Source organism: Daejeonella sp., from assembly GCF_030684675.1.
Lineage (GTDB): Bacteria > Bacteroidota > Bacteroidia > Sphingobacteriales > Sphingobacteriaceae > Daejeonella.
Genome location: NZ_JAUXXZ010000043.1, coordinates 108,233 through 133,555, shown reverse-complemented (window position 1 = coordinate 133,555; position 25,323 = coordinate 108,233). Strand labels below are relative to the sequence as shown.

Below are 25,323 nucleotides of genomic sequence, written 5' to 3'. Positions count from 1 at the left end.
GCTACTTATTGTTCAACCTCAATAAAACTACCATTTTCAATTTTGTATCTAAAGTCGCAATCATCGAAGAAATATTCGTCATGTGTTACTGCAATGATAGTTTTGCCCGTTGCCTTAAGTTTGGGAAGCAGCACCTTGTAAAAATACTTCTTGAACTGCGGATCCTGATCGGCGGCCACTTCGTCAAAAATATAAACAGATTTATCCTCTAAAATAGCTGCAACCAGCGCTAAACGTTTGCGTTGACCAGTTGAAAGCTGAATATTGGTAATATTACCATTTATAATCTGCGTTTTCTTATCTATCTGCATCTCAGTCAATAAGTCGTCAATCACATTTTGGTCATAATGGCTTAACCCGTATAATTTCTGAAAAAGGTGGAAATCTGTGAAAATGATCGAAAATAGCTCGCGGTAATTATGATAATTGAAGGTGTTTATCAATTTATCGTCAACACTGAAAAAACCCTTTTGAGGATAATAAAGTCCGCAAATTAGCTTTAATAACGTGGATTTACCACTACCATTACCACCTGTTATAAAGGTTATCATGCCCTTTTTTATTCGCAAATTAACAGGTCCAACAGCAAATTGGGGGTTTTGATCTTTCTTTGGATACTCAAACTGCACGTCATTTAGTACTATCTCATCATTAAAAATAGTTGGTTGCATTGAAATTTCCTCATTCGCCGCAGTATCGGTTGCATCATTGAAACTGCTAAGCCGTGCTTCGAGGCGCGAAATGTTGGTGGCTGATACATTCGCGGTAAGCAAAATAGGGAAAGAGGAGATAATCGACTCAAGAGGGCCTATAATAAACAGTATAGCAGCAGATATGCGAACAAGATCCTGGTTTTCGGTATCAACGTAAGTTGGTAATAAAAATATAATAAACGCGAGCAACACGTAAAAAAATGATTGCGAAGCGATGTAGCTTACAATTAACTTTAAAATAGCACGCAACTTATAGTCGCTTGATTCTACAGCAATTTCTCTAAAGTTTTCAAAAACAGCATCATTCTTGCGTTGATTGACTTTTAGCTCTTTGAAACCTAATAATAACTCGTTAAGCGAGCCATAAAATTCCGATTCCTTTTTACTGGATTCCTTTAGCAAGTCTGTTGCCACTTTGCGGTATCTCAAATATGAAGCTATGCCCAACAAAATAGAAGTTAAAGTTATTAGGAAAGCCGGGATTGATATAAAACCGATGTATATTACGCTGAACAGCACCATTATAGCAGATTGAAACGCATTGCCCACATAAGTAACCGTTTGTGAGATTTGGGCTGCATCCTGTGATATACGTGTAAATATTTCAGAAGTACCGGTTTCTTCGAGGTGCAATAAGTCCGAACGCCGTATTTTGTTAGCAATTCTGATACGTAGCTTTTTTATGATGTCTTCAACGAGAATCGAACTCTTTTTTAAGACGTGCTGTTTGGTAAAAATAAATAAACTGATGGAGACAATATAGAGTAGAAAATATTTAGTGAGATCTCCGCGGGTAACATTGCTTGACGTGGCAAGGTTGACAATAGCCAACAGCATCGCATTTGCAAGACCCGATATTATAGCGATAACAGTTATTGACTGAAGCGATTTTTCCGATTCCCTTCTCAGAAAATTTAATAGTTCCATATCTTTAGATTAGCACCCTTTCCTCGAAAAGCAATGTACTTTGTTTTTGCTGCTTAAAACGCTCATTAGGTAACTAGTTGTTAGCCTATTTAGTCATTGCTGTTATTTTTCCTGGTAAGTAGCATATATTGAAGCTGGAAAATCCGAAGCAATCAATTTGAAGATTTTATTGGCCCCTGCCTGATCATTGCGATCTAGCAGGAATTTGCCTATTGAATACAGTTCTGCATCGCTTATTACCCAATTTGCAGCGGAAGCGCTTGCTTTAATTTCTTTATATTTTGCGATTGCGCTATCAAGCCCTTTTGTATTTATAATATCAGCCATTAATATGCATATATCCTGCTTTACGGGTAGCGGCGGTTCGCTCCCTTTTAATAGATAAAGCAAATTAGCCAGCAAAGCGAAACCAGTGCTGTTTTCGTTATCGGTGTTATTTAAAAGGATAATAGCGTTTTGATTGACCAAGTCACGTAAAAAAAGTGTTCGCGAGCCCCACAATATCCCGGTTTTATAAACCATAGTTTTTTGGGTGTTTGGTACATACTGCCATCCGTAAAGCCAAGCATTCCCGGTTGAGTCTTTGGGGAAACGGTCCTTAAATATTTCATCAATATACTTTTTTTGCAAAAGCTTTTCGGAGTATAAAGCCTGGTCAAGTTTAAACAGGTCTTCTACGGTTGAGTAGAGGCCCCCGGTTGAAAACGCGCTTGTCTGGTCATAATACGCGGCTACCTGTATCACTGGTTCGACAGAATAGCCAGTAGCAAAATTATCGTATATGCCTGTATTATAGTAATATCCCGAATTAGTCATGCCGATCCTCTTAAATATTTTTTCGTTTATTACATCCGCATAAGGCCTTCCGGTTACCTGCTCAATAATGGCACCGAGAATATAATAATTTGAGTTTGAATAATTAAACTGATCTGACCCGGGTTGGAACATCAGTGTAGTAGGCGCGCAGAAGCGCAGTATAAATTCCCTTATAAATTGGGCGTTATTCCGGGAAGTAAACGAAACAAAATCATAATTGCTTGTATAACTCGGGATCCCTGAATTCATCATCATTAGATCCTGTATACTGACAAAGTTGCCAATGGCTTTAGGGTACCAGTCAAGTATATCAGAAATACGGTCGGTAACATTTAGCTTTTCTTCCTGAACCAGTTGCATAATTGCAATGGCGGTAAAGGTTTTTGAAAGTGAGGCTATCCTAAATTTGGTTGATACTGTATTTTTTACTTTGTGCTCGTTATTGGCATAACCGAAAGCCTTTTGATAAATCGGCATATTGTTCACAGACAGAAGAACACTCCCCTGGAAAATTCCCCTTTGAGCAACGCGGGTAAAAAAAGTATCTATTTTAGCTACATTAGGTTTTTGGGCAAATGCGAAACCTATACTCAGAAAAAATGCGAAAGTCAAAAAAAGGGTAACTCGCTGTAAACTTCTCATCATATTAATATTTGTAACCACTAGTCAATAGTTTTTCTGATCTTGGTTAAATATAATTCCAAAGAGCCCTATGATAACAGGGGTAAGGAAGAACGATAAAAAGAAGAAAAGCCAAAAGCCTCCGGTACGATTTTTTAACAAGAGGGCAACCAACAAGCAAAATATAAGATACAGAAAGATTAAGGGAAGCGCCATAAATTATAATTTTGGAAATGTGGTTCGCCCAAAGGCGCTGACACCGTTAATATAAATGGATCAGTTTTTTACTCTCTTAAACTATTTAGAAACTTAGGCCGTTCCGCTAGCCGCCGGAGATTTACTCTTAATGTAGTCGGAATGAAAGGCCTGAAATTCCTGTTTCATCTTTTCGACATCAAGTGAAAGCAAACTCATGCCGGAAGCAAAGTGGGCATTAAAGACCTTACCAAGCGCGAAGGTACTAGCTGCAGAATATATATAGCCACTTATGCCACCTAAGATTGGGCCAATAAACGGAACCATTTTAAATAGTGTACTGGTAGAATTTACTAAGGCACTTGCAGGTAGAGAGGTTACAAGGACCCCTATGATCGATTTCATCCGGTGCTCTTCAAATTTATAATTATAAAGTTTTCCAAGTTCATTTAGCATAGCTAGCTGTACTCCGCTTAAAGCTAAAAGATCTAAGAACGGAACAGGAATAAGGCCAGCGCCTGTTGATATAGCAGTATATTTATATATAATATTATTCGCCGAGTGTTCATTGGCTTGATGATCCGTTATGCCATGTGTCAAAACAGTTGCGTCGGTGGTTGCTTGTTTGCTCATTTTTTAAGGGTTTAAATTAAATTTTGTTTGTCTTAGTGTAAAGATTAAATTTTTTTAAATAATAAGCAAATAAATAATATATATTTAAAGGACATAATCAAGGATGTTTTGTATATCTGCGTTTTGATTCATGGAAAACGCTACCGGTTTACTTGACATTGCTGATAGTGAGGTTATTATGAGCTTAATTTAATGCTATCTAATAAGTTAAGATTATTTCGCTCTACAATTTTACTTGATTATGGACGGCTCAAAATCATTAACTATCGGTTGTGTTTGGTATAATTTAACACAATTAGCGTAGTAAATTTGAGCCTATTTTTGCCTACTAATTTTTAATCATAATGAAATACCTAAATCGAAGAGACTTGGTAGAAATAGGATTGGATTGGCACGATGTGGTAAACGTTATTTACCGGGCTACGCGTTTGATTGACGAAAAAGACGTTATTCAGCCAATAAAGCCTTATCTTCGATACAAGGATGTTTCCAACAGGATTATTGCCATGCCTGCATACGTAGGCGGCGAGATAGCTACAGCAGGCATCAAGTGGATAGCCAGCTTTCCAGGCAATGCAGAAAGGAACCTGCCCAGGGCACACTCCATTGTTATATTAAACGACGAAACAACTGGCGTTCCTATTGCTACCATTAATACGCCGCTTATCAGCGGAATACGCACTGCAGGCGTAACTGGAGCTATTATATCCCGGTATGTTGAGCACCTTCCTGAAAATACAGCAAAGTTCAGCATCGGAATCATCGGTTTTGGCCCAATAGGGCAGCTCCACCTGGAGATGGTATGCGAGCTGTTTCCGAATCTTATTGATAAAATTTTTATTTATGATATCAAAGGGGTTGATATTGACAATATTAACAGCAAATACAGGAACTATGTGGTAATTGCCTCAAGTTGGCAGGAGGTTTACAAATCCAGCAGGATTTTTATAACCTGTACAGTCTCTACAACGCCATATATCGATATTCCGCCCCCAATAGGTACCTTACAACTTAATATTTCTTTAAGGGATTACCATGCCGATATTGTGAAGTATGTAGACCTAATGATTGTGGATGACTGGGATGAGATATGTCGCGAGAACACTGACGTTGAACGCATGCACATTGAGTTTGGGCTTGCTAAAAGCGATGTAATTGAAATTAGCAGAGCAATTGATGGCAATAGTTGGAATGATTTGGAAAGGAAGGTGATCATGTTTAATCCAATGGGTATGGCGATTTATGATATAGCCATAAGTAAATATTATCTTGACAAATCTATCGAGCAAGGAATTGGACTTATCCTTGAAGAATAAGAACTTTATACATTATCTACGAATGAACACTATAACTGATTTACTTTACAAAGGCAGTCACGATACGCCAGATAACCCCTTGTACTTTTTTTTAGGTAAAAACAGTCAGATAACAGATTCACTTACATACGAACAAACCTATAAAAAAGCTGCCGGTATCGCATTAACGATGGTGAGCACCAATATGTTTGGGGAAAGGTGTATTTTAATGTACCAGCCAGGTTTAGAAATTATTACTGCCTTTTTCGGGTGCCTTTACGCTGGCGTAATAGCTGTTCCTGCATTTCCACTTCGTAAAAATTCATCCTCGCGCAGAATTATGGCTATTATTACTGATTCGGGCGCTACTGCGGTTTGCACTACACGGAAAACGTACGACAGTATTTCCACCCTTTTCGGCGATCACCCTATAATGCAAAATTTGAAATGGATTTGTACGGATGAGGTTGAATCAGACGATAAAAACTTTGCGCCAACTTTAAACTTTGGGGCAGAAGATATTGCGTACCTGCAATACACCTCCGGCTCAACAGGCAACCCAAAAGGGGTAATTGTTACTCATGGAAATATCATGAGTAACCTTATCGCAATAGACGAATCTTGCAAACACACGCCACAAAGCAAAATAGTTTCGTGGATGCCTGTGTTCCACGATATGGGATTAATCTACGGGGTACTGCAGCCGATTTACAATCAATGTGTATCGTATTTAATGCCTCCGATGTTGGTAATGCAAAATCCTTTTGAGTGGTTAAATGCCATATCCACTTATAAAGCAAATTACAGTACCAGCCCTAACTTTGCGTATGATCATTGCGTAGCTCAGATAAGCGACACCGAGAAAGGTACCTTAGACCTTAGTAGCTGGATAGCGGCTGGTTGCGCTGCTGAACCCGTAAGGCCGCAAACACTAAAAAATTTCGCGGATAGTTTTAGCTGTACCGGGTTTACTGAATCCGCATTTGCGCCGTGTTACGGGCTTGCTGAAGCAACACTTAAGGTAACCGGATTAGCAATAGACGAAGAGGTAAATTATGTTGATATCAATAACCGTGTGTCGCAGTTAACTGAGGGCATCGGGCTGAATGACGCCGCTGGCAGGTTGGCAGGATGCGGTTCCGGAGCCGTCAACACTACAATTAAAATAGTGAACCCAGAAACTGGTATTGAATGTTCCAGTGATGGCATCGGCGAGATATGGGTGCAAAGCCCCTCAGTTGCCTTAGGCTATTGGAATAAGCCGAAAGAAACTGAAGAAACATTTAAAGCTAGCATTAGAGGAGTAGAAGGGTACTTTTTGAGGACCGGAGATCTTGGATTTATATTTAATCGACAGCTATATGTAGCAGGCCGTTTAAAGGAACTGATCATCATCAGGGGTACCAACCATTACCCACAGGATATTGAATACACAATCCAGAACAGTCATCCAATCCTTAAACATGCATTTGGCGCCGCATTTTCAGTGAATAGCAACGGCAACGAAGAGCTGGTAGCTGTTTATGAACTTGATAACACGGCGGCGGTCAATCATACCCTGGTAAAGCAGGTAATTAGTGCGGCTATGGAGGCAGTATTCCAAAATCATGAAATAAGATTACATGATATCGTATTTATCCGTAATGGTACTTTGCCTAAAACGTCAAGCGGAAAAATACAGCGTGTAATATGTAGAAGTAGTTATATAAATAGCGCATTAGAAAACTTACTTTATGGTTCTGATAAATATGCGCGGCAGGAAGTACCATCAACGCTCTCAGAATCTGGAGTACCGGTGTACGCTGGAGTTGATGCATTTGTAGATATCAAGGCTTGGTTGCTTGTCAATATTGCCGATACGCTGAACTTACAGGCAGAGGAATTGGAAGATGATGAGCCCTTAGCTTCCTATGGGCTTGACTCGTCCGTTGCAGCTGCACTTACAGGTAAAATAAATGAGCAGTTCAATCTGGAGGTCCAGCCGACTGTTTTCTGGGAATACAGCACAATTGCCGAATTGAGCAGCCATATTAAACGATCAATAGAACAGATATCGGTAAACTAATGAATTAACTGTTACAATGCAGCCTATTAATCGTAAATTAATTGACGGTGAAGCAGCTATTCCGCCGCTTAATCTCTATTTAAAGAGTTATAGAGAAAATCCGTATAAATATCTAAAAGAAATAAGAGAGCACGCTCCCTTGTATGAAATTAAAGGCCCAAATCCCGAGTGGTTTATTACCCGATATGAAGATGTAAAAGCGGTTATATCAGGGAATAACTACAGTGTGGATGATTTACCTTATCGGCTGCTTAAAAAAAACGATCTCATAAAGGGAGAGGGCAACCTGAATGTCTTGTCGGACGCCATAGCCGACTGGATGATATTTGCGCAACCGCCCGAACACACACGTCTTCGAAGACCAATGACCCGGTATTTTTCGCCGCGTGAGTTAAGCAGGATGACTCATTTGGTACAAAAGGATGTAGATAGTCTTATTGCTGCCGTTAGGGAAAAAGGCGAAATGGAATTTATAGCCGATATTGCTAAAAAGCTTCCTATAATTACATCCTCAAGGCTGCTTGGTATACCTCCGGAGGATTATGACATCATTTATAAGTGGACAAACTGCCTCGTAGATATTTTCGATCAGCCCAATACACTGGAGAGCTACCAGGCTATGAATCAAACCACCATTGAGTTTCGGGAATATTTCACACGCCTTATCGCCACAAAAAGAAAGCGTGGTGATGATGGCCTGATAAGCTACCTGGTTGCTTTGAACGACGAAGAACACATTTATAGTGATGACGAGCTACTGGCTACCTGTTCGTTTCTGATTACTGCAGCGCAAGAGTCTACGGAGGCCTTCATGGGAAATTCCGTGCTGGCATTGCTCAAAAACCCAGATCAAAAGAAGTGGCTTTCAAGCAACCCCGATAAAATTACCATGGCGGTTGAGGAGTTACTCAGATACGACCCCCCGATCCAGATGTTGGTAAGGATACCATTGACAGAGGTAAATATAATGGGGCAAACCATCCAACCCGGTGAAAGGATCCTTACCAGCCTTGCGGCTGCCAATCGTGACCCGGCTGAGTTTGACGAACCCGATGTGCTTAACCTGGCCCGAGCAAAAAATAACAATATAGCGTTCGGTTACGGTATACACACCTGTATTGGCGCCTGGCTAGCGCGGCTGGAAGGTCAGTTGCTGTTTAACTCGTTGCTTGCCAGTTTTCCGGATATGGAATTGGCTAGCGATAAGTTGAGTTGGTACCCCAATGTTTTTATCAGAGGATTAAAAGAACTGCCCGTTAACCTTAAGATCTGATATGAAAGCGGAGACGCAGGATGTTGCAATTGTAGGTATAAGCTGTCGTGCACCTGGAGCGGACAACATCGCTGCGTTTTGGAGTATGCTTCAGAACTGCAGATCGGGTATTGTGGATATTCCGGCAGACAGGTGGGATATACAAAAATACTACGATGCCGACCCGATGAAACCGGGTAAGATGAATACCAAAAAAGGTGGCTACATTCATAATATTAGGGAATTTGATGCCGCTTTTTTCAATATATCACCGAAAGAGGCAGAAAGCATAGACCCACAGCAGCGGTTAATGCTGGAAATGACCTGGGAAGCGCTTGAAGACGCTGGTATTTTACCTGAGGATATAAAAGGTTCCAAAACGGGTGTCTTTATAGGGTCGTGCAGTAATGATTTTTCAACCATGGTCTTTAACCATGCTACCGATCACCCATATGCTGGTACAGGCACAACCAATTGTATTATTGCCAACCGCCTTTCGTATGCGTTTGATCTGAAGGGGCCAAGCATGTCTTATGATGCAGCATGTGCGTCTTCGCTCGTGGCTGTCATAAATTCATGTAAAAGCATCATGGAAGGTGAATCAGTGCTTGCAATAGCAGGTGGCGTACATCTTACGCTTCTCGCGGGTGTTACAGTAAGCTTTTCAAAGGCAGGACTTATATCGGCATCCAATGTCTGTCGTCCTTTTGACGACCGGGCAGACGGCTATTTGCGCAGCGAGGGTGGCGGAGTAATCATATTAAAGTCGCTGAAGCAAGCTCAAAAGGATGGTGACGACATTTATGCGGTTATCAAAGGCGGTGCTATAAACCATAACGGCAAAAGCAACGGCCTTTCTGCTCCCAATCCCGGGGCTCAGGAGGAGGTTTTGAAACAAGCCTATGAGAACAGCGGAATCAGTTCGCCTGAATGTATTGGATATATCGAAGCGCAGGGTATTGGCACCCGCTTGGGCGATGCAATAGAGATGAAAGCCATTAGCAATTTCCTCAAAGGCGCGGGGGGGACACCACAAGTTTGCAAAATCGGCTCGCTTAAATCAAACATAGGTCATACAGAGGCCGCATCCGGGATATTGTCGCTCATTAAGGTGGCTCTTTCTATGAAAAACGGATCAATACCCGCTACCATCAACTACGAACAGCCTAACTCGATGGTTGATCTCAGGAAACTGAATCTGGAGATCCAATGTGATAATACCTTGTGGCCTAAACAAAAGAATTATGCTGGCGTGAGCGCCTTCGGATTCGGGGGTGTAAATGCTCATGTGGTGTTACAACGTGCTGTTGACAATAAGGTGCGTAAATCTGAATTTACCGACACCCCCTTAATGCTTGTTTTAACGGCAAAGTCAGAAGCAGCGCTTCAAAAGCAATGCTCCGCGGTAGCTGCATATTTAAGTGAAAGTGAAGATGCGGATCTGGAAGCCATTTGTTACACTTACGCTAAAAAAACAAAGTTTAACTACAGGGTCGCTATTCCATTTACCCACACACAGGAGGTAGTTTCTCGCTTGAACGATTATCATTTAAATGATGCGTCTGATGGCTTGATAAAGAATAAAGCATCTAAAAAATCTGCGCAGGTTGTATTTTTATTTACCGGCAATCATAGTCAATATAAAAACATGGGGAAAGGGCTATATCACTCATTTCCTGTATATAAACAAGCCTTTGATCTTTGCGATGAGATAGCATCAGTCTACATTGACAAAAAGCTGAAAACCTTATTGTTTGATGATAATGATACAGCGTTAGAAAGCCTGTTAAACGATCGGCCTGATTACTATCACCTCGCCATATTTGCGGTAGAGTTTTCTTTATCTGAACTATGGAAATCCTGGGGAATAATACCTTCAGCGGTAGCCGGAAGCAGCTTGGGCGAGTACTGTGCTGCTTGTGTGGCGGGCGTTTTCTCCGTAAAGGACGCCATTTACCTCGTGTATCAACGGGCTTCACTTTTTAGCCGAATGCCAAAAGTAGGCAGTATCATTGTCGCATTTGCTGATGAGCGCTATCTTACAGATAAAATCGCCCGGTACAAAGGGAGGGTGGAATTTGCCGGCTTTAACGGCCCAAAGCATTTTTTGCTCGCTGGTTATAAAGATGCTATAGAAGAGATCTCATCAATACTAGAGGATGATCTCATTAGAGTTTTCACCCTGAATTCCCCTGTCGCTTATCATTCTTTCTTAATGGAGCCAGCTAAAGAAGAATGGCTCGCAATATTGAAGAAAGTTAAGTTTAACCGCCCGAACGTACCCTTCGTTTCAACAGTTTTAGGAAATTATTGCGATGAAGAAGTAGCTAGACCTGAATATTGGTACCAGCACATTATTGGCCCGGTTTATTTCCAGAAAAGCATTGAAGCCATCAAACAAAAGAACTATGATATATTCCTGGAAATAGGGCCAAAACCTACAATGGTGGCGATGGCTGCCGAGTTGTTTGGAAACGAAAAAAAGTTGTGGTTGCCCAGTATTAACCAGCATAGTGACGAAAAGACAATGATCCTTAAAAGTCTGGCATCACTGTTTGTGAACGGTGGGTCAGTAAGTTGGGACGGGTACTTCAATAATAATAAATACTCCAAACAATCGGTTACCTCATATCAGTTTGACAGGCAATACTTTTGGCCGCGAGAACTGGATACAAAACCGGTTATAACTAACGGTAGTTTCGATCGTCTATGCGAAGAAATAGAAGCATCAGGTCAACTTAATGCTGAACAGGTTAAACGCGTAATGGATATCATTCGATCCAATGCAATGCAAGACGCTACCACTCAAACCCCTGCCCAAAGCCCCCCACTAATATCCAAACTGAACCAACCACGAAACATTGTAAATGAACTTGCGGGCATGCAAGACAAAAATAGTGGTCAGCAAATTATGGACGATTATTTTGCTGGGCTTATTGTGGCTGTGCTTCGCCTAAAAAAGGCCGAGATTTTGCCGGACGTATCGCTCTTTAATCATGGCATGGACTCATTAATGGCTATCGAGATCACAGAGCGCCTAAAAAAAGACCTTGACATTACCGTGCAGACACTTTTTCTGATGGAAGAGTATACCATCGAAGAGATCGCCAGAGAACTGCTTGTCCTGTTTAATCGCCGACAGGCTGAAAAAACAACATTATCAAATACATCCGATCCGAATGATCAGAACCCTTTGTCCGAAGACCCTGATATTGCAGCCCTGAAAAAACTGGACGAACTTCCTGAGGATGAACTCGACCGCTTGATATGGACGTTAGATAGAACTAGTATTAATGGCAGAACATCACTCCCAGGTAAGCCCCCTGCAGTTGAACCTAAGAATCATAAGGACGAACATTGGGCGGGTAAAAGAAAAAAGTACTCTGATGTAATTAAAGAGAAAAGAGAATATCTTAGAATATCGCTAATCAGCAAGCTTTCCAGGCAATATACATTACACCCGGTAGCCGAGAACCAAAAGGCGCTTTGGTACATCCAAAGTAGCAAGCCCGACGACTATTCATACAATCTCGCGTTCGCAGTTAAGATCTACGACCCAATCAATTTGGATATTTTTAAGTCAGCCCTACAACTGGTGTTTGATAGGCATGATGAGCTAAGAGCCACTTTCCATTTTACCGACGACGCCATTGATAAGCACATTACCAAATATTCCGTGCTATTCTTCGAGTTGTTTCCGATAAATGGTTTAGCTGATGAGGATATTTTGCAAATAGTGAAGGCAAAACATCGCGAAGCGTTTGACCTTGCAAATGGACCTTTATTTAAAGCTTATTTCTTTAAAAAAGACGATAATGCGCCATCTATATTCTTGCTTAATATAAACCATATCGTTATAGATGGATTATCCTACTGGACCTTGTTAAAAGAAATTAGCCACGTTTACGCTACGCTGGCTCATGGGCAAAGGCTCATTACTCCGCCTAAACCAAGAAGCTACGATCAGTTTGTGCGACTTCAGACTGCGACCCTTACCGGAACGCGGGGCGATGAAATGCTCCAATACTGGCAGGAGCAGCTAAAGGCCAAAACCGAAGCCCTGGCGCTGCCCTATGATAAGGTTCGACCGCTTGTAAAAAGCACAAATGGAGCATCAATAGGATTTACTTTATCAGAAACTTTGAGCGCCGATCTACGCCAGCTATGCATTAAGAAAAACACTACGATGTTTACCTTGCTGCTTGCAGGTTTCCATACTCTTCTGCACAAGTACGCCAGACAAAACGATATTCTGGTTGGCACTCCTTTCGCCGCCCGCGTTGCCGGCGATTTTAACGATACGGTAGGCTACTTTGTAAACTCGGTTGTAATAAACGCTTCTTTTTCCGGTAATGAAACCTTTAACGACATCCTGCTGCAAACAAAGCAAAAGGTGAACAGGGCTATAGAATTTCAGGATTATCCTTTTTCGCTGCTGGTTAACAAACTTGGATCAGAACGCGACCCTTCAAGAACGCCTATATTCCAGGCCATGTTTGACCTGGCTCAGCCGCGCGAGGAAAATGAGATAAGTGAACTTTTTGCTAACCGCAATGCCGGTAATAAAACACAATGGGGCGATTTCTCGGTAGAACCTTACGGGATCGTAAATGAAGAAGCCCAGTTTGATATTTCCTTGAGATTATTTAGTGGTAAAGGAACCCTCAATGGATTTTTCAAATACAACGCCGATTTGTTTGAGCCTGAAACGATAGAACGAATAAAAGAAAGCTATCGCACGCTGCTGGAATCTATCGCGGCAGATTCTTCAATTCCCTTATCGCAACTTTCGGTAATTCCAAAAAAGGAACTGGAAATAATACTTTATGACTGGAACAATACCCAAAAGGATTTCCCGGATGAACTTTTACATCGGCTGATCGATAAACATGCAGAAACCAAGCCGGATGCGAAAGCGGCCATATATGGCGACGAAATAATTTCCTATGGTGAGCTCGCTGCACGTAGCAACAGGTTTGCACGGTTTTTAACCGATTCCGGCGTTAAACCAGGCAATATTTTACCTGTGCTGCTAGACAGGTCAATAGATATGTTGATCACCATCCTGGGTATTTTCAAGGTAGGTGCGGTATATGTACCGCTTGATAAAAAATACCCTTTTGAAAGGATTTGCACAATCTTATTAGAAACAGAAGCAAGGTTCGTGGTAAGCAAAGGTTATTTAAGTGAACGTTTTGAAAACAACAGCGAAGTTTTGCCAGCTACATTTAACGGTCTGCTGATGCTGGACAATGTAAAGCAAAATACAAACGTGGTAATAAAGTATTTCAATCCTGAAGCCTACAGCTCATCGACAGTATACACAGCTATTACGCCGAACGATTTGTGCTATATCATTTATACCTCCGGCTCAACAGGGAAGCCAAAAGGGGTGATGATCCAACACAAAGGAATGTTAAATCACCTATTTTGCAAAGTAAATTCACTCCACGTTGATAAGAGCAGTAGAATTGTGCAAAATGCCTCACAATGTTTTGACATTTCTATCTGGCAATTCTTTACCTCACTTATCACAGGTGGCACTACCATTATCATCCCCGATGATCAATTGTTAAATGTCTCTGCTTTTATGGATTCGGTACAACGGCAGGGTGTCACTATTTTGGAGGTGGTTCCGTCTTATCTTGGAGTGATGCTGGACGAGATGGAAGCATCCGCAATGCGGTCATTTGACCGGCTTAAATTTCTTGTAGTAACAGGTGAGACTTTAAAACCTCATCTGGTGCGCCAGTGGTTCACACGGTTTCCTTCTATACCTATGGTAAATGCATACGGCCCTACAGAAGCTTCAGATGACATTACCCATTATTTTATCCACGGTGAATTAACATCTAATGTAGTGCCTATAGGTAAGCCGGTGCAGAACATGAACATCTACATTGTGGATGCTAATGGTCAGCCTTGCCCAGTGGGTGTTAAAGGCGAGATATGGACTTCGGGAATAGGCGTTGGGAAAGGATACTTTAAAGACCCCGATAAAACCAGAAATGCTTTTAGCATCGATCCGTTTCGCGGTGGCGATATCCCATTGTACAAAACCGGAGATATAGGCACCTATTTACCCGATGGTAACATTTTGTTTTTGGGAAGAAAGGACACGCAAGTGAAGGTTAAAGGTTTTCGTATTGAACTAGAAGAGATAGAGCATGTACTCCTAAGAACGCCTGGCGTTAAAAATGTTGCCGTTAAGTTGATTGAGGAAGAGGAACGTTCTTTTATTGCCGCTTACCTGCAGATTGACGTTGATTCAAACTTGAGTGAAATTAAGGCGACCGTAACCAGAACTTTGCCATACTACATGATACCGGATTATTACATGGTGCTCGACCAATTTCCAGTAAACGCGAACGGTAAAATAGATCGCAATAATCTTCCCAAGCCGGAAACTGAAGTGGATAGAAACACCATTAAATGGCTGCCTACCGATGAGAAAGAGCAGATTATTCTTGACGCCTGGCGCGATGTTTTAGAAGTTCAAAATATTAACGACAGCACTTCATTTTTTAGTCTTGGTGGCGATTCGATAGGCGTTATGCGGGTTGTAAGTCGCTTGCGGAGTAAAGGCTTGGCTATCTCACCGGCGAATATATTTGAATTTCCTGCCATCAAACAGCTGGCGGTAGTTGCGAATTGGATAGGTAACGATGCTCCAAAGGGTGCTTCAACCCTTAGCGAGGCACCTTTAACACCAATTCAAAAATGGTTATTTCAGCAAGATGAAACTATACAAAATAGCTATGCAATGGCGGTACAAATTACATTGCCTGCGTGGCTCGATGATGGTAAAGTTCATGCGGCCTTGACGCAGCTAGTGGCAAAGCATAAGCAACTTCAGGCAATCTTCCCCTCAAAAAAAAGCCAGTTCATCGCTATACAATCAACTGAAGTGCAGATGGAAATAGAGATCGTTACGACGTCTCCCTCAAGTGAATTAGCCAATGAAATTAACTCCTGCATCAAGGCCATCAGTGATTCTTTCGATCCGGATAAGGGAGGACTGTTTAAGGCAGTGATCATTAAGACGGGCAGTAAACAAAACCAGTTATTGCTCGTGAGCCATCATTTGATTATAGATCAGCTTTCGTGGCAGATTATTTTTAAGGATTTTATTGCTTTGTGTGAACACGGAACCACATCTTCAATGTTATCAGCAACTTACCTGGAATGGGCCTCGATGCTGGAAACCCAATCAGGGACAAAAACGCTACTAAACAGCACTGATTACTGGAAAAATGAACATCTTCCGATTATGGGCCAATCTGTACCGGCACGATACGAAAATAGTACTAATGTATCCGTAACCTTAGATAAGGATGAGTCCGGGAAACTGCTCAACGACATACATCATGTATACAATACCAACACCCAGGATATTTTATTGACCGCCCTGCTACTTAGTTTTCACAAAACAAACCGGCAGAGCGAATTTGTAATCGATCTTGAAAATCACGGACGATTTCCCTTTTTTGATGAAAAAGTTGATCTTGTGGAAACTGTAGGATGGTTTACTGCGCAGTTTCCAGTTAAACTTAGCTTTCAGGGGCGCGATATTGGCGAAAATATTAAATGGGTAAAAGAGAAGTTGTTAAAAGTTCCTCACAATGGAATAAGTTATGGTCTGCTTAAATATTCTACCGACCCAGAAATTAGCCGGCAATTTAGCTTAGTTGCCAGCCCGGAAATACTATTTAATTTTCTTGGCAAAGCCGGAGGTCATACCTTAGATGGCGACTGGCAGATGAGATCGCTGCACACGGAACGTATCTCTCTCCAAAAAGGAATCAAAACTCATTCCATGGAGTTTAATTTAATGGTAACTGATGGACAGTTACGCGTGCTACTTACGTATGACAGGCAACTGCATCAGCCGCAGCAAATGACAAGCTTTTTGGATACATTTATAGAACAATTGCAACAGGTAATAGGCCATTGTATAAACGAAAAACAAAAGCAGTACACTGTGTCCGATTTTTCGGCGGCAAACTTATCACAAAACGATCTAAATACTTTATTAAAGGCGATTCATTAAACCAAAGATGAGCAAGATCGCCGATATATATCCACTTTCACATACCCAGCAGGGTATATTGTATCATACGGTTTATGAATCCGATAATGACCTGTATCATAACCAACTGTCCTTTGTCGTTAACGGAAATCCCGACTTACAGATTTTTAAACAGGCTTGGCAAGAGGTTATTTTACGATATGAAGTTTTACGCACCTCTTTCCATTGGGAGAATATGGAAAAACCTATGCAGGTGGTACATCATAATGCGGCGCCCGAATGGAAATATGATGATTGGAGTAGTCTGAATAGTAAACAACAGGAGGCCGCTATCATTAATTACCTGCAAACGGATAAGCAAAACAGGTTTCCTTTGGATAAGCCCTGCCTTATGCGGATAGCCACGTTTAGGATATCAGCAGAAAGCCTACAGGTGGTATGGTCTTTCCATCACCTGATATTGGATGGTTGGTGCCTGCCTCTTTTGCTTACGGAAGTATTGGAAAACTATCACGCTATTGCAACCGATAGTACCATAAGCCGCACGGTAGTTATTCCTTTCAAACAATACATTTTGTGGCTGCAAAAACAGGACACTACCGCTGCAAAAGCATACTGGAAGAATGAACTGAAAGATATCACGAGTCCTACAACAGTAAGGCAATACGGGGTATCTAAAACTCAAAGTGGTTACCTGGAAGAAGCACTGATATTGGATGATCAAATTAGCAATGATTTAAGATTATTTGTGCAAGAAAGCAATATCACATTAAACACCTTTTTTCAAGGGGTATGGGCTATTCTCTTGAGCCGATATACAGGCGAAAAAAATGTAGTCATGGGGATAACGACTTCTGGTAGGTTGGGCTCTATCAGCAGCGCTGAAAAAGCCGTTGGCCTTTTTATAAATACCGGCCCGCTAGTTTTAAACATTATCGATGACGAACCGGCCGTAAAATGGTTACAGGCAAGCCAATTAAAACATTTCGAAAGGGAGAAACAGTCGTTTATCTCACTTACAGAAATACAAGATGTATCAGCATTGCCTCGCACCCAGCCCTTGTTTGAATCATTATTTGTATTTGAAAACTATCCAGTAGCAACTCTTAGAGCTAGTAATAAAAGTGGTATCGCTCTATCTGGATTCAAATCTTACGAACAAACCAACTATCCGCTAACCTTGGTAATTTTGCCTGGTAAACAAATAAGCGTTCAGCTTAGTTACAATTCCGAGAAGTTTTCCGCCAGTTGGATAAAACAAATGCTTGAACACTATAAGCAATTGCTTGTCAATATAGCGGTTAGGCCACTTCAACTCCTTAGCAAGATAACCCTGATAACGCATCAAGAAAGGGCGCTGCTTGACAGATGGAATGATACAGCTAAAGCATTACCTACAGAAAAGACATTCCTCCATATATGGGAGGAAAATACTATAAATTATGGAGGTAGGGTCGCTTTAATACACAATAATCGCAAGCTCACTTATCACGAGTTAAATATCATGAGCAATCGGATAGCGGCTTACCTTTTATCGCGATGCAAACTGAAAAAAAACGCAGGGGTAATACTTTTGTTGCCGCGCTCCATTGAATTCGCTGCCTGTGTGTTGGCTGTGTGGAAGTGTGGTGGATATTACATTCCCGTGGATTGCGATTATCCCCCTTCGCGCATTAATACAATCATTGAAGATGCTGACGCTGGCATCATAATCATGAATTATGGTCCATTGGCTGTTACCTTAAGCGAACAACATCAGGATAGACGTTCAATAGTTAAGTTGGATGTTGAGGCGCTCAATATCGCCGAAATGTCGAAGGAGAAGCCAGATACAGATTTAGCACCAGAAGACCTGGCGTACGTAATTTATACTTCTGGATCAACAGGCAAGCCAAAAGGCGCTATGATAGAACACTTAGGGATGCTTAACCACCTGTTTGCCAAAGTAAATTCCCTTTCCTTAAATGCTGATAGTATAGTGGTTCAAAATGCATCTCAGTGTTTTGATATTTCTGTATGGCAATTCTTTTCTGCGTTGGCTACCGGCGGCCATACCTTGATTTATACACAGGAAATGATCTCTGCACCAGAGAAATTTATACGTGGGTTACATAACGATGGGGTTACAATACTGGAGGTTGTTCCATCTTATTTAGAGCTGTTACTGTCAACTTTGGACAAAGTGAATATTCCTTCATTATTCAAAAAACTACAGTTCCTGCTTGTTACAGGCGAAGCCGTATCAAAACCGTGTGTAGAGGGATGGATATCATGTTTTCCGGGTATCCCGATGGTGAATGCTTACGGGCCGACAGAAGCATCAGATGACATCACTCATCATTTTATGACACAAGTGCCGCAAGAACCCGAAGTGCCTATTGGTAAAGCAATACAAAATGTTTCTATCTATATTCTTGACGATCATTTGAACATATGCCCACCCGGCGTTAAAGGAGAAATATGCGTATCAGGAATAAGCGTCGGAAGGGGCTACCTCAACAATGATGCGCAAACATCCAAAGTGTTCTTGCAGGATCCCTTTGCCCATGGTAAACAGCGGATGTATAAAACAGGTGACATTGGCATGTACCTGCCGGATGGTGTCATACTATTTTCAGGTCGGAAAGATCAACAGGTAAAAGTTAGGGGATACCGTATAGAGTTAGGGGAAATTGAAGCAGCGCTTTACCAACTCCCCGGCATCCTTGGAGCGGTTGTTAAGGATTTCAGGAACAGCCAGGGAGAACTGTTCATATGCGCGTTTTTGAAAGGTGTGCATAAATCGGATACCATAAAATTAAAACAACTGCTGGCGAAGGAATTGCCCGAATACATGATTCCAGGACATTTTATTTGGCTTGAAGAACTTCCGCTAAATGCCAACGGAAAAACTGACAGGGATAAATTAACCATCCCCGAAACTCTGTTAGACGTTACGCTCTCTAATTCGGTTGAGATGGAAATTTCGCCTATCGAAGCCATCATCATCACTATATGGAAAGGAGTATTGCAACGCAGCCATATTCATCCCCGGGATAATTTCTTTGAGCTTGGGGGGCATTCGTTGAAGGCTATGCAGGCCATATCCATGTTAAAGGACGCATTTGCGGTCGAATTGCCGATACGCACAATGTTTGATCATCCAACGCCCACAGAACTGGCTGTTCACTTGTCAGGTCAGCGCACCGGCAGAGTGACAACGAAAGCAATTCCATCTCAGAAAGGCGATTTGTTCCCGTTATCTTATTCGCAGGAGCGATTATGGTATATTCAACAAACTAATCCCCTCTCGCCAGTATATAACATGTCAGGGATTGTTAATTTCCAAGGAGAGTTACAAGTTAAACACCTGGAGGACAGCATAGCAGACATTATTAAAAGGCACGCGATATTCAGGACTACATTTGAAGTAGAGAGCGGTATTCCACAGCAGCGTATTCATCCGTTCAACGGCTTTAAAATCCCTGTTACCATCATTAATGAAAGCGAAATACCTTCTGAAATATTTCAGCATACTGCTTCGCTTCCTTTCGACCTGGAAAATGGACAGATTTTTCGCCCCGAGCTATTCTATCTGGGAAAAGACAAACATATTTTATTTTTGGGGATGCATCACATCGCAGGAGATGGCTGGTCGATAAGCATTTTATTGCAGGAAATAGCTGCCGCATACAACTGTCGCGTACAAAATAAGCAGCAGGAAGACAAACAATTTCCGTTACAGTTTTATGATTATGCCATGTGGCAGCGGGCTAACCTTGAAGCTGGTATATTTAACGACCAACTGAATTACTGGAATAAGAAACTGATTGGGGTACCCGATTATCTTGATCTCCCGCTGGATAAGCCGCGTCCCGAAGCGCCAACCTTTCATGGTGCTGTGCATGCTTTTGTAATAAACGATGCGTTATACTCCCAAATAAACGCGTTTAATCGCGATAACAACTTATCTGTATATATAACGCTTCTTTCCTGTTTTGCCGGATTACTTTACCGTTACACGGGGCAAAAAGACTTTGTCATCGGTTCGCCAGTGGCTAACCGGCCGGTAAAAGAGTTAGAGAAGCTTATTGGCTTTTTTGTTAATACACTAGCACTAAGGATCACACCCAAGGGTGAGCTCACTTTTAAAGAACTGTGCAAGCAGGTGCGAAGTACCTTTCTTGATGCCTTTGATAACCAGGATATTCCTTTCGAGCAAGTAATTGACGGACTGGATGTTAATAGGCAGATCAATGTTAATACATTGTTTCAAGTAATGTTCGTGATGCAGCACGCCAACGGAATGCCGCATTTTGAAGGCATCGAAGCCGCGGGTTTCGAAACAGGGGTTAACACTTCTAAGTTTGATATTACCCTCATAGTAAAACAGACTGACTCAGGCCTGGAGGCGGAGATAGAGTATAATACGGATATCTTTTATGCTGACAAAGTTGAACGGCTTGCACAACACTTTATTATACTGTTAACCCATATGTTGTCTAAGCCCGATAAGCCACTTGGGCAGCACGATATGCTTACGGCAGCCGAAAGTCATTGTATATTAAACGTTTGGAACGGGGGCACCACGCACATAGCGCCCAAAGAGCTTATTACCGATCTTTTTCACCGGCAGGTACAGCGTGCCCCTCATCAAATTGCAATATCGTCTGGCGATGCTGAGTTGACCTATTACCAGCTTGACAGGCTCACAAACCAACTTGCCAACAAACTACGGGCTTACGGAGTGCAAGCAGGCAACGTGGTAGGTTTGGCAATAGAGCGTGGCATAGCATCTGTTTCGGGCATGATCGCCATATTAAAAACTGGCGGGATATACCTGCCGCTTGATATTACTTACCCAGCCCAGCGCCTTAAGTATATGACGGAGGATTCTGGTGTGAAGGTGATCGTGACGACAGTGGCATTTAAAGGTGTCGCTGCTGAGCTAACCGACCAGATAATTGATTTTGACGAAATCGGCAGCGAATCTCCTTTATTTGACCTGTCCCCGGCAATTACCGCGGCGGACGGCGCTTATGTAAATTATACGTCTGGTTCTACCGGGTTGCCAAAGGGCGTGTTGATTCCGCACTGTGCGGTAATAAGACTGGTGAAAGATACCAACTACATCAGCCTGCAACAAGGGCAAAATGTTAGCCATAATTCAAGTATATCGTTTGATGCAAGCACCCTTGAAGTATGGTTGCCATTATTGAATGGAGGTACCTTAGTATTATTGGATAAGCATTCGCTTTTAGACCTACGGAATTTCGGAGCCATGCTGAAGCGGAAGCAGATCGACGTAATGTTTCTCACCACCTCCTTATTTAACCAAATAGCTAATAGTTATCCGGAAAGCTTTGGTAGTTTAAGCTATTTGGTAGTAGGTGGTGAGAAAGCACTCATTAATACGTTTGATAACGTGATGACCAGCACTTACCCACCGCAAAATTTGGTGAATGGATATGGGCCAACTGAGAATACTACTTTTTCAATTTGCTATAATTACAAAAATGCCGCATTAGCTGGTCAACGTGTCCCGCTAGGGCAGCCAATAACTAACTCTACGGCGTATCTTCTTGACGAAAACTGCAAGCCTGTCCCCGCCGGTGTCACAGGCGAAATATATCTGGGCGGCGCAGGCCTGGCAATTGGTTATATTAACAATGTCAAGCTCTCCACAGAAAAATTTGTGGATGTTTATTTAGATGATTTTCGGGAAGAGAGGCTTTATCGTACCAATGACCTGGGCAGGTACCGTCAGAATGGCGAGATTGATTATTATGGCCGTAACGACAGGCAAATCAAGCTGGGGGGCTTTCGAATTGAACTTGGTGAGATAGAGTCAGCATTGTTGCAGTTGCCTGGAATTAAAGATTGTTATGTCCTGCTCGAAAACGAAGAAACGATTTTTTCATTTTATACCGTTAACGAAGACGCGAGTATCAGCCAAATGGGTATAAAACTGGCGCTCAAAAACATGCTGCCTTCCTTTATGATCCCTTCTGTGGTAATTGAAATAGATGAATTACCCATTAACACCAATGGAAAGATTGACATTGAAAAGCTGAAGAAGTTACTCATTACACCAGAGGAGCCAACTATAAACCTGCTGCTTTCATCAACAGAGCATCAGCTTTTTCTCATCTGGAAACGATTGTTAAAAGTTGATAAGATCAATCTGAATGATAATTTTTTTGATTTGGGCGGTCATTCGTTACTCATCACCCGCATGCTCGCTGAAGCAGCCAAGGTTTTCAACACCAGGTTAAGCATCCAAACCGGATTTGAAAATCCTACAATAGAAAGTCTTGCCGCTATTATAGATGGCAAGGATTTCGATGCCGAGTTACAAAATATCCCAGCTATTGCGAGGTATGTTAACAGTAGTATTTACCCGCTTTCGTTCGCCCAGGAGAGGCTATGGTTTATAAATGAATACAATGGAAATAGCTCCTCCTATAACATTTATGCCGCACTTAAATTAACAGGAATCTTAGACATTAACGCACTTGATTATGCGTTCACCCAAATCGTTGAAAGGCATGCGGTTTTACGCACAATTTTTAAGGTAGAAGACCATAGGCCTTCACAGATTATCAAGCCGCCACAGCCTGTAAAAATTATCCCCATTGTAATTCAGGAAGACCAGCTCCCTTTATTGATGCAGCTACTACACCGGGAGATCGGATATGAATTCGACCTTCGAAAAGGTCCGTTGTGGTATGTTAAGCTTTACCGTTTGTCGGAAAGTGAGCATGTTTTGCTGTTCAATATGCACCACATTATTACAGATGGATGGTCAGTTTCAGTGTTGGTAGACGAATTGGTGCTGTTTTACAATTCCGAACGCAAAAACGAAAAGCAAATGTTACCAGAACTTCCGTTTCATTATGCCGACTTTAGTAAGTGGCAACGGAGGCAGTTTGATGATGGTTTGTTTAATTACCAATTAAAATACTGGTTAAATCACTTGGCTGGAACTCCTGATATTGATTATTTGAAGCTTGATCATTCCCGCCAAACTAATGCGACGGCATCCGGAAAGATCATCCCGATCGGTTCATTTTTCAGCAAAGATATTCATCGGCAAGCTGTAAGTCTCAATACTACTCCTTTTGTGTATCTTATGGCGTCATTCCAGCTTTACCTATATTTTATATCAGGTGAAAAGGATGTAGTAACAGGCACCAATATAGCTAACCGCAATTGGGAACATACCGATGCGCTTATTGGCTGTTTTGTTAATCAACTGGTTATTAGAACGGTCTTTAACGATGATGAGCTATTCTCCTCTGTATTGAATAAGGTGCACCAAACCTCTTTACGGGCTTTCAATAATCAGGACGTGCCTTTTGAGGTGATCGTTAAAGAACTGAGAATTCCGCGACAGGAATCAAAGAACCCCATTTTTCAAACCAAACTAGTGTTACAAAACGGACCGGTTAATAAACTCGACCTGGAAGGTCTCCGGGTTGAGAATATTTTGCTTGATAACGGAACGTCCAAATTCGACTTTATGATCTTACTTGAGGAATCAGGCGATACCATTTCCGGTAACATAGAATTTAACGACACCTTGTTTGAAGCGCATACCATTAAAACTATGCTTGGCCAGTGGCAATTACTCGTGAATAATCTTTATCAAAACGAAAAGAGGTGCCTTGCTGATATTAGGGTTGCCTTCATTAACGGCTGTGAGATTTTAGCACAAAAAGAAAATGAGCTACTTAATGAAAATCGTCAGAACAAATTAAGATCCGTCAAAAGAAAAGAAATAACAAATAATATTGGATAATATGAAGTTTGCCAGAACCGAACGCAGAGCCATCTCTACTAACATAGACGAGTTGGTAAAAAGAGGAAAACTTGAGGGCTACCCAGCTTTCCCATTGGTGATTACACCCCTTGCTAGTTATGTAAATTTAAGGCAATGGCTGGCAGCAAATATGGATTCAGTTTATGTGGAACTGAATGACGCCGGTGCCATACTCTTCAGGGGCTTTGACATAGCCGGGCAGGATGGCTTTGCAAGTATAATGAGTTTGCTATCCAATGACCATTTATTAGAATACAAATATAAATCTACTCCACGCGCGCATGTTGGCGGTAAAATTTACACTTCCACGGAGTATCCGGCCAACCAGGAGATTCCAATGCATAATGAAATGTCCTACACTTCAACTTGGCCGATGAAAATTGTTTTTTACAGTAAAATCACAGCTGAAGAGGGTGGAGCTACCCCATTGGCACACAGCGGCGAAGTATATAAGATGATACCGCTTGAGATAAGAGAGGAGTTTGAACGCAAAAAGGTAATGTACACACGCTATTACGGCGACCTTGACCTTAAGTGGCAGGATGTTTTTCAAACCACAGAGAAGTCCGGTGTCTCTGCCTTTTGTGACAAGGCAGGGATAAATTATAAGTGGAGTGGCGATTATTTAAAAACCTGGCAGGTTTGCGATGCTGTCCGCCGGCACCCACGCACTAACGAGATGTTGTGGTTTAATCAGGCACATCTTTTTCATGTTGCTGCCCTTGAGCAGGAAGTAAGACAGAGTCTGCTGGCATTGGTAGACGAAGATGAACTGCCGCGAAACGCATGTTTTGGCGATGGTAGCCGCATTGACGACGAGGTGATATATCTGATTAATGATATTTATAGAAAAGCATCCATTGTATTTCCATGGCAAACAAATGACCTGTTATTGCTTGATAATATGAAGGTTGCGCACGGTAGAATGCCATTCAAAGGAACAAGAAAAGTATTAGTAGGGATGTATTAAGTTTTT

9 protein-coding genes are annotated in these 25,323 nt (G+C 41.8%); 6 read left to right on the top strand and 3 right to left on the bottom strand.

The genetic code is table 11. The annotated features are described in order from the left end of the window. Positions 1–5: 5 nt before the first annotated feature. The 3 genes from Q8M41_RS09335 to Q8M41_RS09325 form a co-directional block, all read right to left on the bottom strand. Positions 6–1,640 (bottom strand): cyclic peptide export ABC transporter, encoded by a 1,635-nt coding sequence (locus Q8M41_RS09335; RefSeq protein WP_305364992.1) that lies wholly within the window; start codon positions 1,638–1,640, stop codon positions 6–8. A 102-nt stretch (positions 1,641–1,742) separates the two neighbouring features. Continuing rightward, positions 1,743–3,101 (bottom strand): serine hydrolase, encoded by a 1,359-nt coding sequence (locus tag Q8M41_RS09330; protein ID WP_305364991.1) that lies wholly within the window; start codon positions 3,099–3,101, stop codon positions 1,743–1,745. Between the two features lie 285 nt (positions 3,102–3,386). Further along, positions 3,387–3,905 carry a YcjF family protein gene (locus Q8M41_RS09325; protein WP_305364990.1) on the bottom strand — a complete coding sequence of 173 codons (519 nt, stop codon included), beginning with the start codon at positions 3,903–3,905 and terminating at the stop codon, positions 3,387–3,389. Between the two features lie 344 nt (positions 3,906–4,249). Between Q8M41_RS09325 and Q8M41_RS09320 the strand changes: the two genes are divergently transcribed. The 6 genes from Q8M41_RS09320 to Q8M41_RS09295 are packed head-to-tail and all read left to right on the top strand — an operon-like array spanning position 4,250 to position 25,317. After that, complete coding sequence (locus tag Q8M41_RS09320; RefSeq protein WP_305364989.1) at positions 4,250–5,221, top strand: hypothetical protein; 972 nt, start codon at positions 4,250–4,252, stop codon at positions 5,219–5,221. Positions 5,222–5,243: 22 nt separating this feature from the next. Further along, entirely contained in the window at positions 5,244–7,265 is a 2,022-nt protein-coding gene (locus tag Q8M41_RS09315; protein ID WP_305364988.1) for an AMP-binding protein, read from the top strand. Between the two features lie 16 nt (positions 7,266–7,281). Beyond that, positions 7,282–8,538: a cytochrome P450 gene (locus Q8M41_RS09310; RefSeq protein WP_305364987.1), complete on the top strand. Its 1,257-nt coding sequence runs from the start codon at positions 7,282–7,284 to the stop codon at positions 8,536–8,538. A 1-nt stretch (position 8,539) separates the two neighbouring features. After that, on the top strand, positions 8,540–16,567 hold the full coding sequence (locus tag Q8M41_RS09305) for a non-ribosomal peptide synthetase/type I polyketide synthase (RefSeq protein ID WP_305364986.1): 8,028 nt from the start codon (positions 8,540–8,542) through the stop codon (positions 16,565–16,567). Between the two features lie 7 nt (positions 16,568–16,574). Continuing rightward, positions 16,575–24,326, top strand: coding sequence for a non-ribosomal peptide synthetase (locus Q8M41_RS09300; protein ID WP_305364985.1), 7,752 nt, complete (start codon positions 16,575–16,577; stop codon positions 24,324–24,326). Position 24,327: 1 nt separating this feature from the next. Next, the gene (locus tag Q8M41_RS09295) at positions 24,328–25,317 is read left to right on the top strand and encodes a TauD/TfdA family dioxygenase (RefSeq protein WP_305364984.1); all 990 of its coding nucleotides are present in this window, start codon (positions 24,328–24,330) and stop codon (positions 25,315–25,317) included. Positions 25,318–25,323 lie beyond the last annotated feature (6 nt).

What these genes read in the sequence shown, in the direction of transcription:
- Q8M41_RS09335 (WP_305364992.1), bottom strand. Translation starts at nt 1,640, where the DNA reads ATGGAACTATTAAATTTTCTGAGAAGGGAATCGGAAAAATCGCTTCAG.
- Q8M41_RS09330 (WP_305364991.1), bottom strand. Translation starts at nt 3,101, where the DNA reads ATGATGAGAAGTTTACAGCGAGTTACCCTTTTTTTGACTTTCGCATTT.
- Q8M41_RS09325 (WP_305364990.1), bottom strand. Translation starts at nt 3,905, where the DNA reads ATGAGCAAACAAGCAACCACCGACGCAACTGTTTTGACACATGGCATA.
- Q8M41_RS09320 (WP_305364989.1), top strand. Translation starts at nt 4,250, where the DNA reads ATGAAATACCTAAATCGAAGAGACTTGGTAGAAATAGGATTGGATTGG.
- Q8M41_RS09315 (WP_305364988.1), top strand. Translation starts at nt 5,244, where the DNA reads ATGAACACTATAACTGATTTACTTTACAAAGGCAGTCACGATACGCCA.
- Q8M41_RS09310 (WP_305364987.1), top strand. Translation starts at nt 7,282, where the DNA reads ATGCAGCCTATTAATCGTAAATTAATTGACGGTGAAGCAGCTATTCCG.
- Q8M41_RS09305 (WP_305364986.1), top strand. Translation starts at nt 8,540, where the DNA reads ATGAAAGCGGAGACGCAGGATGTTGCAATTGTAGGTATAAGCTGTCGT.
- Q8M41_RS09300 (WP_305364985.1), top strand. Translation starts at nt 16,575, where the DNA reads ATGAGCAAGATCGCCGATATATATCCACTTTCACATACCCAGCAGGGT.
- Q8M41_RS09295 (WP_305364984.1), top strand. Translation starts at nt 24,328, where the DNA reads ATGAAGTTTGCCAGAACCGAACGCAGAGCCATCTCTACTAACATAGAC.